This is a genomic window from Altererythrobacter sp. GH1-8 (assembly GCF_043702085.1).
Taxonomy (GTDB): Bacteria; Pseudomonadota; Alphaproteobacteria; order Sphingomonadales; family Sphingomonadaceae; genus Erythrobacter.
The window spans coordinates 3,087,181-3,101,207 of the sequence record NZ_CP171690.1 but is presented as its reverse complement, the minus strand read 5'-3'; the positions used below and the strand labels follow the sequence as shown (position 1 = coordinate 3,101,207).

The 14,027-nt window shown below is 56.8% G+C and carries 14 protein-coding genes; 6 read left to right on the top strand and 8 right to left on the bottom strand.

What is annotated here, in order from left to right; genetic code table 11:
* Positions 1 to 127: 127 nt before the first annotated feature.
* Entirely contained in the window at positions 128 to 2,335 is a 2,208-nt protein-coding gene (locus ACG9DO_RS14930; RefSeq protein ID WP_394729321.1) for a TonB-dependent receptor, read from the bottom strand.
* Positions 2,336 to 2,798: 463 nt separating this feature from the next.
* Between ACG9DO_RS14930 and ACG9DO_RS14925 the strand changes: the two genes are divergently transcribed.
* From ACG9DO_RS14925 to ACG9DO_RS14910, 4 genes are all read left to right on the top strand, one after another.
* Complete coding sequence (locus ACG9DO_RS14925; RefSeq protein ID WP_394729319.1) at positions 2,799 to 3,032, top strand: cold-shock protein; 234 nt, start codon at positions 2,799 to 2,801, stop codon at positions 3,030 to 3,032.
* A gap of 29 nt (positions 3,033 to 3,061) precedes the next feature.
* The gene (locus tag ACG9DO_RS14920) at positions 3,062 to 3,268 is read left to right on the top strand and encodes a hypothetical protein (RefSeq protein ID WP_394729317.1); all 207 of its coding nucleotides are present in this window, start codon (positions 3,062 to 3,064) and stop codon (positions 3,266 to 3,268) included.
* 221 nt (positions 3,269 to 3,489) lie between these two features.
* Positions 3,490 to 3,702 carry a cold-shock protein gene (locus ACG9DO_RS14915; protein ID WP_394729315.1) on the top strand — a complete coding sequence of 71 codons (213 nt, stop codon included), beginning with the start codon at positions 3,490 to 3,492 and terminating at the stop codon, positions 3,700 to 3,702.
* A 328-nt stretch (positions 3,703 to 4,030) separates the two neighbouring features.
* The gene (locus ACG9DO_RS14910; RefSeq protein WP_394729313.1) at positions 4,031 to 4,219 is read left to right on the top strand and encodes a hypothetical protein; all 189 of its coding nucleotides are present in this window, start codon (positions 4,031 to 4,033) and stop codon (positions 4,217 to 4,219) included.
* A gap of 66 nt (positions 4,220 to 4,285) precedes the next feature.
* On the opposite strand, the gene ACG9DO_RS14905 is transcribed toward ACG9DO_RS14910, so the two are convergent.
* Positions 4,286 to 4,468, bottom strand: coding sequence for a hypothetical protein (locus tag ACG9DO_RS14905; protein WP_394729311.1), 183 nt, complete (start codon positions 4,466 to 4,468; stop codon positions 4,286 to 4,288).
* A 514-nt stretch (positions 4,469 to 4,982) separates the two neighbouring features.
* On the opposite strand from ACG9DO_RS14905, the gene ACG9DO_RS14900 reads away from it, so the two are divergent.
* Positions 4,983 to 5,561 (top strand): TMEM165/GDT1 family protein, encoded by a 579-nt coding sequence (locus tag ACG9DO_RS14900; RefSeq protein WP_394729309.1) that lies wholly within the window; start codon positions 4,983 to 4,985, stop codon positions 5,559 to 5,561.
* 341 nt (positions 5,562 to 5,902) lie between these two features.
* Here ACG9DO_RS14900 and ACG9DO_RS14895 read toward each other — a convergent pair whose 3' ends face one another.
* The 6 genes from ACG9DO_RS14895 to ACG9DO_RS14870 are packed head-to-tail and all read right to left on the bottom strand — an operon-like array spanning position 5,903 to position 11,446.
* A complete protein-coding gene (locus tag ACG9DO_RS14895) occupies positions 5,903 to 6,925 on the bottom strand; it encodes a phosphotransferase family protein (RefSeq protein WP_394729307.1) in 1,023 nt (340 codons plus the stop codon).
* Positions 6,912 to 8,051, bottom strand: coding sequence for an NADH:flavin oxidoreductase (locus tag ACG9DO_RS14890; protein WP_394731285.1), 1,140 nt, complete (start codon positions 8,049 to 8,051; stop codon positions 6,912 to 6,914). Before ACG9DO_RS14890 ends, ACG9DO_RS14895 begins: the two co-directional genes overlap by 14 nt.
* A 5-nt stretch (positions 8,052 to 8,056) precedes the next feature.
* The gene (locus ACG9DO_RS14885) at positions 8,057 to 8,860 is read right to left on the bottom strand and encodes an alpha/beta fold hydrolase (protein WP_394729305.1); all 804 of its coding nucleotides are present in this window, start codon (positions 8,858 to 8,860) and stop codon (positions 8,057 to 8,059) included.
* 8 nt (positions 8,861 to 8,868) lie between these two features.
* Positions 8,869 to 9,348: a nuclear transport factor 2 family protein gene (locus ACG9DO_RS14880; protein WP_394729303.1), complete on the bottom strand. Its 480-nt coding sequence runs from the start codon at positions 9,346 to 9,348 to the stop codon at positions 8,869 to 8,871.
* Between the two features lie 14 nt (positions 9,349 to 9,362).
* Positions 9,363 to 10,655, bottom strand: a complete 1,293-nt coding sequence (locus ACG9DO_RS14875; protein ID WP_394729302.1) for an acyl-CoA dehydrogenase family protein — start codon at positions 10,653 to 10,655, stop codon at positions 9,363 to 9,365.
* Between the two features lie 38 nt (positions 10,656 to 10,693).
* Positions 10,694 to 11,446: a glucose 1-dehydrogenase gene (locus tag ACG9DO_RS14870; protein WP_394729300.1), complete on the bottom strand. Its 753-nt coding sequence runs from the start codon at positions 11,444 to 11,446 to the stop codon at positions 10,694 to 10,696.
* Positions 11,447 to 11,748: 302 nt separating this feature from the next.
* On the opposite strand from ACG9DO_RS14870, the gene ACG9DO_RS14865 reads away from it, so the two are divergent.
* On the top strand, positions 11,749 to 14,025 hold the full coding sequence (locus ACG9DO_RS14865; protein WP_394729298.1) for a TonB-dependent receptor: 2,277 nt from the start codon (positions 11,749 to 11,751) through the stop codon (positions 14,023 to 14,025).
* Positions 14,026 to 14,027 lie beyond the last annotated feature (2 nt).

Here is a 14,027-nt window from a genome sequence, read left to right as displayed (position 1 = left end):
GCTTCGCCGCCAAGACCGAAGGAAAAGTCGCGAAGGAGGCTGCGAGAAGCCCACCATTAGCTCCAAATCTCAATAAGCTTCTGCGCGAGAGACTGCTGCCCAGCATAATCATTCCTCAGAGGAGTTTTCAGTCGAAACTGTAGCCGATGCTAACCTGGAGCGTCCTAGGTCGCAAAATCGTGAGACTGGGGAATGGCAAGCCTGCCGCGCCACTCACATAATTGACCTCGTCGGTGAGGTTTTGACCTTGCAGGGATAGCTTCCAGCGCCGATCGCTTGTCTCAAGAGAGACAAAGCCGTTTACGCGCGTATAGCCATCAACGAAGTAGCTGTTTGTGACTTCTACCCAATAGTCGCCGACATATCGAGCGTCCGCACCGAAGCTCAGGTATCCTGTGTTACCGAGAGGCGTCTCGTAGGAAAAGCCGCCCTGAAGGGTCCAATCGCTAACCAGCGGCAGGTTTTTTGCGCCTGCTACGAATGCTTGCGATGACGGGTCGAGCGATTTGATGTCGTCATCCTGATAGCCGATATTTGCGAAAAGGTTGAGGCCATCGATTGGCTCTGCTGCAAACTCGATTTCGACGCCAAAGACGGATGCGCTACCGACGTTTTGCTGAGCAAAGGAACCCGGGCCCACGAGAGCAGTTTGCTGAAGCCCCGAAATATCATTGTAATACACAGAGGTATTGGCGGTCAGTCGGCGGTCGGACGACTGCAGCTTGAGACCTCCTTCATATGCCCACACCGTTTGTTCGTCATAGACGGAGGAAAGCACCAGCGGGTTGAGAACCGAAAGGCCGTTGAAACCGCCGGCCTTGAAGCCCTTGGAGATGCTGGCATAGGCAAATGCGTTATCCGACAGTTTTGCTTCCAGCCCGATCTTGGGGGTGAAAGCAGAAAACTTGCGGTCCAGAGCTACCGCTGTCCTTGGGTTCGGCATTCCGAAGCCGGACTGGATCTCTGCATCGAACGATTTGTCATCTTCGGTGTACCTGGCGCCCGCTGTCAGCGCCAAAGTGTCTGTCAGTTCATAAGTCGCCTGGCCAAAAATCGCCCAGCTGTCCGTCTTGATATCGAGCGTGGTCGGATCGAGATTGAACAGGAAGAAGATCGGGATGTTGTCGGTTAAGGATTGATCAGCGCTTTCGCGAAAATAGAATGCGCCCAATATCCACTCAAGGCCGCCATCGGTTGATCCAAGAGCCTGAAGTTCCTGTGTGAACTGGTTGGCATTCGCGATGGATGTACGGTCAAATCCGGGAGAATAAACTCCAGGCGACGCTTCAAACCCGCCTACGAGATCCCAGCGCCAACCGTCGTTCAAATCAACGTACCCTGTTATCGAGCGTAGCGTAACGCTGTCTGAGACATCATATTCTGCATTGAGGGAAATGGCGGTTGTTTCAGTGTAGCCGAAGGAATCCTGCGGAAACTCGGTTACATAAGGATCGTTTCCGAACCTGGGTGTGGCTTCGTCAGCTGAGACAAAATCGGATCGCCCGGTGGGCACTCTGGGAAAGCTACCGGCCGCGGAAATATACCCGTCATTGGTATCCTTGCCGTAGCTGACAGACAGGGCTGCGCGCAAAGGACCTGTATCCAGCGCGAGCTTTCCGCGCACTACAAGATTTTCTTCCTGCCCAACGTCCCTGTCCTGCGCTCGATTGTAGATCCAACCATCGCCCTGATCCCGATAAAGGACTGAAACGGAAGCACCCAAGGTATCTGACAATCCCTGGCCGATCGATGACTGTGCGATGATTGTATCGAAAGTCCCATAGCTGAGCGATGCATTGATCCACTCATTGCTTGGGCTCGGGGTCTTGGTGATGAGTTTGAAAGCGCCCGAGAAATTGTTGCGACCGTACAAGGTACCTTGCGGGCCGCGCAGGACTTCAACACGCTCGATATCACCCAACTGCGCGTTGGCTCCCTGCAGCCGGGCTCGATAGACATCGTCGACATAAATGCCCACCACGGGTTCGGACACAATAAGGCCGCCTGCCTGCTCCGCTCCGCCGCGCAGGCCGATCTGTAAGGCGGAAGGATTGGCCGTGACTGGCAAGACTTGAAGGTTGGGGACTGCCCGACCCAGATCGCCCACTTCAGTGATGGCAAGTTGTTCCAGCTTATCTGCGGTAAGGGCGGAAACCGCGACTGGCGTCTCTTGAAGAGATTCTTCGCGCCGCTGGGCGGTCACGAGAATAACGTTGCCTGCCGCTGTTTCGTCATCAGCTGTTACACCGCCTGCCGCATCGTCTTGGGCTATCGCGAGGGTTGATGCGCTGACGAGTGCACAGGCAAGGACTGACTTGGCGACGCGTAAATTCATAAGGCCCTCCATGAATTGGGCAGGAGTAATGCGCTAAAGCAATGAAGGAGCGAAGTCCGAGGTGGCTTGTGGTCAGCTAGTGGTTAATCGGTACATCAGCGTCGTCTTCCCAACCCGCAAGCGGCCCCAATTCTGCTGCTGGCGCTTTGCAGGGAGCGGTCTGGCAGATGTGCCGTTGAAAACGAGAAAAGCAGAGCAAGTGCTGACAACCCAATTGCGGACGCTCGACGGGGAAATTCCTTGGCTAAATTGCCACGAGTGCGCAGTTCTGGCGCCTGATCGTTCTGACCGCGAAGCAACGCACGATTTGCATTCTAACTGAATGAGGCGCATGCTTCCGAAAGCTACCAGTCGTCGTCGACGGTCTTGGATCGTATCAAGGCGATCCACTTCCTTCCATTTCGCCTCCTAGTTGCGCAGCCGCGTTTGGCTGTCGCTGCCTGCTGACCGGAAGGGATCATGCATGAGAATCTTTGGCAATGTGAGGACTTTCAATAGCCTTCGGGGCACCGGCTTCATCAGCCCGGATGGCGGCGGGCGTCTACTTCCCTTCCGCCAGATCGACGTTCTGCGAGCACCAGATCAAATGATCATCGCGCGTCAGCGGTTGAGCTACGAAGTCGAGATCGATGATTGCGGCGAAAAGCAAGCGGTCAGTTTGGAGATTCCAGCGGGTTCAAAGACTGGGCTCTTTTGAGACCTCTGAAGAAAAAGAAGGGAAGTCCGATGGACCTCAATGAATTACACTTTCACCACCAACTGGCGATCATCAACAGGAACACGGCGCGATCGATTGATCACCGCACCACCTACTTCGATCTGGTTGAGCATTATGCCAAGCGAATACGCCAGGCGCGTGCCGGTGCAGGAATACCGCGAATCAGGTGGGACGATCGAAGCGGAGCGGCGTTTCAACCATTCAGTGTGTTGTGAAAGGCCGGGCAAAATAAACTTAGGTGATCTCAGAGCCCTATGCTATCAGAACCGGGCTGACGTCGAAATTTGCGACGGACTTCGGATTTTGACGACCGCCGCTTGCCTTTGATGGCCCCGGCGAAAACCAGACTACGACTTCCTTTCATCTAACGATTTTATGCACGACCGTTCCGCATGTCGCGGGACGGCAACCCCATGCGTTCTTGAAAGGAACTATCATGAGCAAGACCGGAACCGTAAAATTCTTCAACACTGATAAAGGCTATGGCTTCGTCCAGCCTGACGACGGCTCAAACGACAGCTTCGTCCACATCAGCGCCGTACAGGCAGCAGGTATGCAGACCCTGGATAAGGACCAGCGCCTTAACTACGAGGTCGAAACTGGCCGCAACGGCAAGGAAAGCGCAGTGAATCTCTCTGCCGCTGACTAAACAGTCTTACTGTGTTCTCCTCGCGCACCTCTGCTAACCGGGCGCGGGGGGAACACCTTCCTGTGGAGCCAGCCTCGAAAGATAAGCGATGAAGCAAACATTTGAATTTTACGATGCGCGAGCACGCGAAGCTGCTCTCGAAGCGAAAGAGGCAACGCTCGAAAATGTTAAGGAGCGCAACCTCCGCGCGGAAAAGACTTGGCGTGGGCTGGCGAAACAAGCCCGTAAGGTAGCCTTGGACCGAGCGAAAGCGCTGCAAGTAAAGGCGGAGAAGCGAGATGCTCAACTTGATGTGCAGTAATTGCAAATAGCACAAGAGAACACCGCCATGTCTCTCCCGCCAGGGTTTGCGATGTTCCAGCGAACTGATGGAACAGCAGTGGCCTGCCGAGTTTCACAAATCGTGTTCGTCGGAAGAAGCGAAAGGGGTGTGGTTCTCAATTTCAATGGCGGAGCACAGGTCAATGTGCATGAAGACTTCGATCACGTGATGGCGCTGCTCACACCACCAAGTTGAGCTTCGCACAAGGACTGCTTTCCACTCAAGCGACAGCATTTAGCGTTGGTCGCTCGGGGACCTTTTCTATTTCCCTGCGTCCTGCGACCGCGCCTGCGCGAGGGCATCGCCGAGGTTGGAATATCGGTAAGCTCCGACTGAATAGCTCCCGACAAGGGTCAGAATTACTCCCAACTCGCGAAGCTCTGCCATATCGGCGGCCAATGCTTCACATTGGGCCAAGTCGATCCGCCCTTCTTCACCAAGCATGTGTGGATGGCAGCGCGGAAGAAATGTGTCTCGCATCATAGAGATCCCTTGGCTCGTAAGCGGGAGCGCAGGGTCTCTCAGTCACAGGAGCTTACTATTTCATTCCTGCAATTGTTTCGAGATGGGATTGAAGCGGGAAAATTACTAGAGCACTGTCGATAAATCTCATCCATGTCCGCGTTCCATCCATTAGCTGCCGGTAATTAGCTCCTGGGGGCATCTAAAAAGTCGGCAGGCCGCTTTCCAATAGGCATTACCCAAGACCAGACACTCAGCCTCCGTCCCGAAGGCCGACATTGATTTTACACAGGCACCTTGTTACCTGCCGCGCGTCATCAGGGGAGTAGCCCGCAGCTTCAGGCGGTTCCTTCGCGTCAACAGACTCGGCTGAGGGATCGTGGCGCAGGGGTCCGAAGGGTTCCGTTCGGGCAAGACCAATGGCGCCTGAATTCCGTCTGGCTGGGCGGGACATTGAGTGCCGTTGCAGTCTCGAAGCCCTGCCCGGAGTTAGTCATTGGAAGCTCTTCTTACCTCTACCGCCGTCGTTGCGCTGGCCGAAATCGGCGACAAAACCATGTTGCTTGCGATCGTTCTCGCCACCCGGTTTCGCAAACCGCTGCCGATCATTCTTGGCATCCTTGCCGCGACCCTTGCCAATCACGGCCTTGCTGCCTTTCTGGGTCAAGCGGTTGCAAGCTTGCTAGAGGGGCAGTGGTTTCGCTTCGCCGTCGGTATCAGTTTTATAGCTATGGCACTTTGGACTCTTGTTCCTGATAAACTCGACGAAGGTGATGAGCCCAAGGAACAACGCTTTGGCGCGTTCGTGACGACGACTATTGCTTTCTTCTTTGTGGAGATTGGCGATAAGACACAGGTCGCGACAATAGCTCTCGGCGCACAGTTCCAGAGTCTCGTGCTAGTGACGCTGGGAACAACGCTTGGCATGATGCTCGCCAACGTGCCCGCAGTCTATTTCGGCAATGCGATCGTCGAGCGCGTATCGCTCAAGTTCGTCCGCATCGCGGCAGCGCTGTTGTTTCTAGTTATCGGCGTTTGGATTCTCGGCCAAGCGGCAGGGCTAGACAAGCTTTGACCGCTTTCCACCCCGAGAGCGGTCGGAAATCTATCGCAGGCGCTTCGTTGAGGACGGTCTGGCAGCATTGCCGTTCAAGCCCAGAGGAGCGGACCTGCTGCTAACGGCGCAAACTCCGACATCTCACCCAAAAGCGGATGCCGGACGACCGCTTCCATGTCCGTTCCGCTTGATGCGGACGGGAGTGGCGATAAACGTGCAGCCGGTCGTGACCTGCCGCATTGGCCTGGTGGAAGAATCTCATGGCCTGAAGGGTGAGCGGGGCAGGGATAAATTTGCCAAGCGGAGACCAGCTAGCGTCAGACTAAGAGCACCCCCCCGGGTGTCTCTGGCCAATTCGGTCAACGGCATCGCATCATGACATCATGGGCTAGCCCAATCAGTCGCGGAAGATTGGCCACTCTGGCCTCAGCCTCGGGGCTGCTGGCATTGCCGCGGATGACACGCCCCTTGATGCCGTGGAAAATCGCCGCGAGCCGGAAGAGGTTGAATGCGATGTAATACTCCCAGGAGGGAATTTCGGGGATGCCCACCCTTCGGCAATAGGAAGCCACATAGTCTTCCTCGGATGGGATATTGAGCGCAGCAAGATCGGCATCGTCAAGGCCCGCGACAATGTCTGGCGGCATGCGGTACATCATTGCGTGATAGGCGAAATCGGCGAACGGGTTACCGAGAGTTGACAGTTCCCAGTCGAGCACGGCGAGAATGCGCGGCTCGGTAGGGTGGAAAATCATGTTGTCGCAGCGGAAGTCCCCGTGGGTGATTGTGGTTCGCTCTCCAACAGGAATGTTTTCGGGCAGCCATGCTATCAACTCGTCCATAGCCGGGTCACGGCCAGCCGCCTCGTCGCTTAGATACTGCCGCGTCCACAGCGCAATCTGGCGCTCGAGGTACTGGCCCTTCTTGCCAAAATCCGACAGGCCAATGGCCGCGTAGTCGATGTCATGCAAGCGTGCGATGGTCTCGTTCATGGCATCGAAATAGGCAGGCCGGTCCGCATCTGGCACATCGGGGAATGTTGCATCCCAGAATATCCGACCCTTGACGAGATCCATGACGAAGAAGCCGGTGCCGATGATCGCATCGTCCTCGCAAACAGCGTGAATCTCGGGCACTGGCACCCCAGTGCCTTGTAATGCGCCCATGATGCGAGCTTCACGCTCGACCGCGTGTGCGCCCTTGAGGAGCTTGCCCGGCGGCTTCTTGCGCAGGACGTAGTCGCGCGTCGGAGTGATCAGGCGATAGGTAGGATTGGACTGACCGCCAGCAAAGCGCTCGATGCTGAGCGGCCCCTCAAATTCCGGAACAACTCGCGCGAGCCAGTCTGCTAGTCGTTCAGTGTCGAAATCAGTGGTGCTCATAGTGTTCGAGAGCGGTTGCCCTATCGTATGGCGTCAATTCGGAAAGGCGCCCTTGTTCAACCTTCTGCAACCAGTCCGGGTCGGCAAGCAGCACGCGGCCCAGCGCGACAAGATCGAATTCACCGCGCTCGAACATCGCGACCAGCTCCTCCAGGCGGCTGAGCATCGGTGAGGAAATGCCTTCAACGAAATCTTCCATTAGATCGCGGTCCATCCCGATCGAGCCAACGGTGATGACCGGCTTGCCGGTTACCTCCTTGATCCAACCACCCAGATTCTTTTGGTCGCCTTCGAATTCCGGCTCCCAGAAGCGCCGCTGCGATGCATGGAAAATGTCGACGCCGGCCTTGACCATGGGATCGAGCCAGCGATGCATCTCGTCCGGATCGCGCGCTAGCTTGGCGTCGTAATCATAGGTCTTCCACTGCGAGACGCGCATGATAATGGCGAAGTCTTCACCCACGGCTTCGCGGCAGGCCGCGACGGTTTCCGCCGCGAAGGTCGCCCGGTCGGAAATGTCGGGCCCGCCATAGCGATCATCCCTGAGGTTGGTCTTGTCCCAGAAGAATTGGTCGAAGAGATAGCCGTGCGCACCGTGGAGTTCGATTGCGTCACATCCGATGTCCTTGGCGGACTTCGCGGATTGGGCGAATGCGGCAATCGTGTCTGCGATGTCCTCGTCACTCATGGTGCGACCACCTTCGACATCGGGCCCGCAAAAGCCCGAAGGGCTGACCAGGGGGGCGTGTGGCGAATCCGGATAGTTGAAGTCCAGACACCCGCCGACATGCCAGAGCTGCGGAACAAAGGTACCGCCAGCGGCGTGGACAGCGTCGACTGCGGATTTCCAAGCGGAAAGCGCCTCATCGCCGGCGAACAACGGCACGGTATCGGCCGAGACTGTATGGTCGATCGCAACCCCGGTGCCTTCCGTTATGATCGTGCCGATCCCAGCCGCAGCGCGGCGCCGGTAATATTCCGCCCCATCCTCTGTCAGTACGCCACCTGGCGCGAAATAGCGCGACATCGGAGCCATGCAGAAGCGGTTGGGTGCTTTCAGAGACTTGCACGAAAAAGGTGCGTGCAGTGGGGCCAGCAATGCTGCCAGGTCTTTAGTCGATGCCACGGTTGTCAAGTCAGCCTCCGAACGAATGCGAGCAGCGCCTCGTTATAGGCAGGCGCGTTCTCTAGGTGAGGGGAATGGCCGGTTTCCATAGTCAGCAACTCGCCTTTCTGCGCGCAGTTTGCTGCAAAGCCTGCGATGGCAGGATCGGCAATAGTGTCCTTGGCACCGCCAATCGAAAGTACCGGGAAAATGAAGGAAGCCAGCAACTCGCGCTGGTCCAGCGTTGCTAGATCAGCCAAAGTTGCGCTGGCGCGGGGACCTGAAGCGATGAATCCTCGCTCCACCCAGGATGCCAACGCCTCGCTTACCCCGGGCGCTGCTGCCCCTTCAGCGAGTGCCCGGAAGAAACCGGGCCGGTCAGCGGTGATCGCTTCCCCGATCGCCAGCACGCCTTCAGCGGTGCCTCCGTGCGGGAAGCCTTCTGCCTGAGTGTAGCGCGGTGAAGCGCCGCAAGTCAGCACGATGCCGGCGACCTTGTCTCCGAGGATCTCGGCAGCGGCTACCGCTACTGCGCCGCCCAGTGACCAGCCGTTGAGCACGACCTTGGGAACGGCGCAACGTTTCACGATCGCAGCGACATCGCGGGCTATCGCTGCGATGGACATGTCCGCACAATCACGGTCAGACCGGCCGCATCCTCGATGGTCGATCGCAATCGCGCCATGGCCGGCTCGTATCAGCGCTTCAATCGCCGAAGCCCAGTATTCCCCCGACATGCCCCAGCCATGGATCAGCACCACAGGCAATTTGTCAGCGTGATGATACTCGTAATAGACGCGGCAACCGTCGTCAGTATCGAGATAGGCCATGTATGCTCCTACTCTGGCGGTGAAAGGGTTACGCCCGGCAGCGGGCTAAAGTGATACATCGTCACTTTGCGGTGAGCGATCTTCCAGATGCCTTTCCGGCGTTCGAACCGGTCAAAATAGCTGGCGCTGACCGTTTGCGCCTGTCCGTCAGCTGTTGTGCCGATGCAATCAACATCGCTGACACCGCTTGCCTTGTCGGCGCCGTCGAAAGTGAGCACAAGGTTGGTCGTGAAATGGCTTGAGGCGAGCCAGGCCGGCCACAGGATGTCTTTCACCACATGCTCAATACCTGCGTGAGCTTCGAACTTGCCAAACGGCGGGCCGATATCCCACACTGCTTCGGGCCACCAGATTGCCAGAAAACGGTCCCAGTCGCGCTTGTCGAAGCCATGACAGTAATCGCTGACCAGATCCTGCATGGCAAACCGGCTCTCGATCCGGTCGATCCGGGTCGCAATCTCGCTTTGGTATGGTTCAGGCTGGTTCATGGAAAGTGCGTGGCTCAGTCGAGATAGGCGGCAAACTTCTCGCGCGCCGCTGCCAGTCGTGTGGGCACATGATAGCTGGGGAAGGGGCCATCGGATGGTTTCGCATCTCGCAGCAGGTCCTTGGCAACGACGACCTTGTGCACTTCGGTCGGGCCATCGACGATTCCCATCTCCGGGACATATTGCCACATGTCCATGAGCGGGGTCTCGTTGGACATGCCCAGCGATCCGTGCAGGTGCAGGGCGCGGTAGACCACATCCTTAAGTACACCAGGCATGGCGGCCTTGATTGCGCTAATTTCGCGCCGGACCTCCCGAGTATAAGCCTGGTCACGATCGAGCAGCCAGGCGGCGTATAGGACGTGCAACCGAAACTGGAGGATTTGGGTATAGCTGTCCGCGATTTTCTCCTGGACCATCTGCTTATCGGCTAGCAATTCGCCCTTGGTGGTGCGGCTGACGACCCGTTCCTTCATGTACTCCATCGCCTTGTTTAGCATGCCGACAGTGCGCATCGCATGATGGATGCGTCCTCCGCCGAGGCGAGACTGGGCGACCTTGAATCCTTCGCCCACAGGGCCCAATCGGCTTGCTTCGGGTACGCGGCAATCGGTGAAACGAATATAGCCATGCACTCCGCTGCCGATCTCGTCCTTCGGGCCGACCGCGGTGTTGCGGACGATCTCCATGCCCGGCGTTTCTTTTGGGACGATCAGCATCGTCGAACCTTCGTGCACCTTCACGTCAGGATTGGTTATGGCCATGACGATCAAGAATTCAGCGACACAGGCGTGGCTTGCGAACCACTTTTCCCCGTTGATAACCCACGCATCGCCATCAAGCTGCGCCTGGCACGTGAATTGGCCCGGATCAGCCCCGGCTTGCGGCTCGGTCATAGAATAGCAGGAGACGATCTCGCCATCGAGGAGGGGCTGGAGATACTTGGCCTTCTGCTCTTCGGTCCCGAAGCGGGCGAGGATCTCGGCATTGCCTGTGTCGGGGGCCTGAGTGCCAAACACGGTCGGAGCGAACCGGCTGCGACCTAGGATTTCGTTCATGAGACCAAGCTTGAGCTGGCCAAAGCCCTTGCCGCCCAGATCCGGACCCAAGTGGCAGGCCCACAGCCCGCGCTTTTTGACTTCCTGTTTCAGCGGGGCCATTGCGCGGGCCGCTGGCGATCGGGGGTCAACATGCGCAGCGGGATCACGGAACACCAGATCGAGCGGCTCGATCTCGTCTTTGACGAAACCGCGCATCCATTCGAGCTGCGTTTCGAATTCCGGGTCGGTTGAGAAATCCCAAGCCATCAAGGTTCCTTCTTCTTCATTGTTCCAGCTGGTCGAGTTCACTGCCCGGCGTGCCAGGCGCCGTCCACCAACAATTCCGCTCCTGATACATACTTCGCCTCGTCGGAGGCGAGGTACAGGCTGGCATATGCGACATCCATCGGATCGCCCGCATCGCCCATGGGGATAGCAGCCTTTATGGCGGCATCCTGCTCTGGAGTTATGTCACCCAGGATCGGAGTTTTGATCTGCCCAGGGAAAATCGTGTTCACGCGAATACCCTGTTTCGCGAATTCCAGCGCGGCACCTTTGCTTAAAAGCCGAACCGCCGCTTTGGAAGCGTGGTAGGAAATCGCCCCCGGGCTGCCCATCAGCCCAAACAGCGAACTGATATTGACGATCGATGAATTTCCGGCCGCGAGCAGGGCAGGGGCCGCCGCTTTCATTCCTAGAAATACGCCGGTTTGGTTGATCGCAATCATGCGATCCCAGCCGTCTTTGGTTTCGTCCATGATGCCGCCCGGATGGAATATCCCGGCGTTGTTCACGAGGGTAGTCAACTTGCCAAACCGCGTCACCGCTTGGCTCACTGCTGAAGCCCAGCTGTCTGCATCAGTGACATCAAGCCCGATGAAAGCAGCCTTGCCGCCCGAACCTGCAATGGAGTTGGCAACTTCGCGGCCAAGCTCTTCCTGCACGTCACCGATGAGAACGGCAGCGCCTTCCTGAGCGTACAGCGTCGCCTGCGCCTTGCCGAGACCGCTGGCGCCGCCGGAGATCAGCGCTACCTTACCTTGAAGGCGTTCTGCCATCCCGAAACTCTCCCAAATCTTTCTTCCGAAGACTCGCGCCAACCTTCTACACAGTTAGTAGATGAGAACAAGCAAGAATATCCTCTTGGGTAAACGCGGAGCGAAAAAAATATAATTATCAATAAATTATAAAATTCCCCGTCGCGATTGGATTGAATTGATCGCCTTCCGAAAGCGCCCTGAAACAAAATTTGCTTGTCGAAAGCAAGCAATTAAGCCATGGTGCGATCAGTGCGTGACTCGCGAGATCAGCAACAGCACCGCGAGCAGTCAAAGCGCCGTTCGATGGGAGAGTAATGCCAATGATCAATCGCTTCAAAGCTGTCACCCTTCTGGCTACTGCAGCTGCATTCCCGATGCTCGCTTCAACGGTAAGTGCGCAGGATCAGCCCAACAATGAGGTTGCTGAAGACACAGGGGCTCTTGACCAAATCGTCGTTACTGCGCGCAAGCGGTCCGAAAACATCCAGGACGTGCCGGCATCGATTAGCGCATTGTCAGCATTCGAGCTGAACCGTCGGTTCGATTCCGACGTCCGCGACTTTGCCGACTCCTCGCCCAATATCGTGATCGATGACACGCAGCAGGGGCCAGGCGGTGTGGCCGCGGTTTATATTCGCGGCATTGGGGTCGCTGATGTCGAAAAGTCAGTTGACCCTGCGGTAGGCGTCGTTTTCGACGACATTTACCTGGGCCAGAGTTCGGGAAGCCTTATGAAGGCCATCGACATTGACCGGGTCGAGGTCTTGCGCGGCCCTCAAGGCACCTTGTTCGGTCGGAACGCCACCGGCGGTGTCATTAACCTGGCGCGCTCACGCCCGACATATGATCTCACTGGCAAAGCGCGAGCAACATATGGACGCTTCAACACGTTAAAGCTCGAAGGCGTGGTCAGTGGGGGGCTGACAGACAACGTGGCCGTCAAAGTTTCGGGAGCGTACGAAGAGTCCGACGGTTATTTCTACAATGAGTTCTACGACCAAGATGGGCAACGTTCAGATTTCTTTGCGATAGGCGCTGCTCTTCTGATTGAGCCGACCGACAGCTTTTCCTTGCTGTTCAGCTATGACCATCAGGAAACCGACCAAGATCCGCCGCAGCTGCTGGCGATCAACCGGGACACCGACCTGTTCTGCGTGGCTTTCGACCAGTGCTCACCTGCGCCAGGTGTTCCGACTTCTGGGGATCGTTACGTCAGCATCGGTGACGGGCCGCTCAACAAGAATGCGAGCTTCGAATTCGATATGGCCATAGCAAAGGCGACCTATGAACTCGGATCGGACTTCCAACTCGATTACATTTTTGGCTGGCTCAAGACCGATGAGGAAATCACTCAGGACTTCGATTCCGCGCCGCTCACTTTGTACCATACCGACCGCCCCGCTCGCTGGCGTCAGACAACTAATGAATTGCGTCTGACCAAGGGCGGAACCGGGCCGCTGACCTTCGTAATGGGCGCCTATTTGTGGGACTCGCGTTATACCATTAATCTCAAGAACTATATCGGCTTTGCTGGCCCGACCTTGCTTACCAGCGCGCAGGATGTGACTCAGACAAACAAGTCATGGGCACTCTACGGCGAAGCCGACTACGAACTAACGGATCGCCTCACCCTGACTCTGGGCGCACGTTACACAGATGATAAGAAGACCAGTCTGGTCAACGACGGGACGATCTTCTTTTATGACAACTTCGACGAAATAAACCCGTTTCTGGTGATCGAGCCCAGTCTTGCTACGGGTCAGATTGTCATGACAGAGCCTGTCGAGGAGAGTTGGTCGAAATTCACTCCGCGGGTCTCGGTAAGCTATGATGTGACAGATGAAGCGATGGTTTATGCGCTGTGGTCGCGCGGCTATCGTGGAGGGGGATTCAATGGCAGGCCGTCGACGATCGGCGCTGCAACGATCCCCTATGATCCCGAAACGCTCGACAACTATGAGATCGGCTTCAAGAGTGAATTCGCAGGTGGCAGCATTCGGTTGAACGGCGCCGCTTTCCTCATGAAATACAAGGATATGCAGCAAGATCTTGACGTCCCCGCACCAGGTACTTCAACCGGCCGCGAGAACCGCACGATCAACGCCTCTTCCGCGGAGTTCAAAGGCGTAGAGCTGGATCTTACGGCGAGAGTGAATGAAAATTTGCGCTTTAACGGAAACATTGGATACCTCGATGCGAAGTACGAGGATTTCTTTGGCGACATTTTCAGCACCGGAACTCCTGTGGACGCTACCTTCCTCGACATCCGGCGTGCGCCGAAATGGACGTGGACGCTCGGCGCTACTTACGAGACTGAAATCAGCGACAATGCCACCGCTTGGGTCACGGGCGATGTCCATTACATCGGCGCGCATGAAATCACCTTCCTGAACAATCCCAACCTTCGCAACGGCGGCCAGTATCTGATCGATGCGTCAGTCAACGTGCGCTTCAACGATACAACGGTCAGCCTGTTCGGGAAGAACCTTGCCAATGAGGATGGATGGACGATCGGTTACGATGTTCAGAATATCTGGAGCTACGGGGCACCACGCCCACGCCGGACGTATGGCATTGCCGTAACGCAGACTTTCTAAGA

Coding starts and splice junctions, on each gene's coding strand:
- ACG9DO_RS14930 (WP_394729321.1), bottom strand. CDS start 2,335: ATGAATTTACGCGTCGCCAAGTCAGTCCTTGCCTGTGCACTCGTCAGC.
- ACG9DO_RS14925 (WP_394729319.1), top strand. CDS start 2,799: ATGAGAATCTTTGGCAATGTGAGGACTTTCAATAGCCTTCGGGGCACC.
- ACG9DO_RS14920 (WP_394729317.1), top strand. CDS start 3,062: ATGGACCTCAATGAATTACACTTTCACCACCAACTGGCGATCATCAAC.
- ACG9DO_RS14915 (WP_394729315.1), top strand. CDS start 3,490: ATGAGCAAGACCGGAACCGTAAAATTCTTCAACACTGATAAAGGCTAT.
- ACG9DO_RS14910 (WP_394729313.1), top strand. CDS start 4,031: ATGTCTCTCCCGCCAGGGTTTGCGATGTTCCAGCGAACTGATGGAACA.
- ACG9DO_RS14905 (WP_394729311.1), bottom strand. CDS start 4,468: ATGCTTGGTGAAGAAGGGCGGATCGACTTGGCCCAATGTGAAGCATTG.
- ACG9DO_RS14895 (WP_394729307.1), bottom strand. CDS start 6,925: ATGAGCACCACTGATTTCGACACTGAACGACTAGCAGACTGGCTCGCG.
- ACG9DO_RS14885 (WP_394729305.1), bottom strand. CDS start 8,860: ATGGCCTATCTCGATACTGACGACGGTTGCCGCGTCTATTACGAGTAT.
- ACG9DO_RS14880 (WP_394729303.1), bottom strand. CDS start 9,348: ATGAACCAGCCTGAACCATACCAAAGCGAGATTGCGACCCGGATCGAC.
- ACG9DO_RS14875 (WP_394729302.1), bottom strand. CDS start 10,655: ATGGCTTGGGATTTCTCAACCGACCCGGAATTCGAAACGCAGCTCGAA.
- ACG9DO_RS14870 (WP_394729300.1), bottom strand. CDS start 11,446: ATGGCAGAACGCCTTCAAGGTAAGGTAGCGCTGATCTCCGGCGGCGCC.
- ACG9DO_RS14865 (WP_394729298.1), top strand. CDS start 11,749: ATGATCAATCGCTTCAAAGCTGTCACCCTTCTGGCTACTGCAGCTGCA.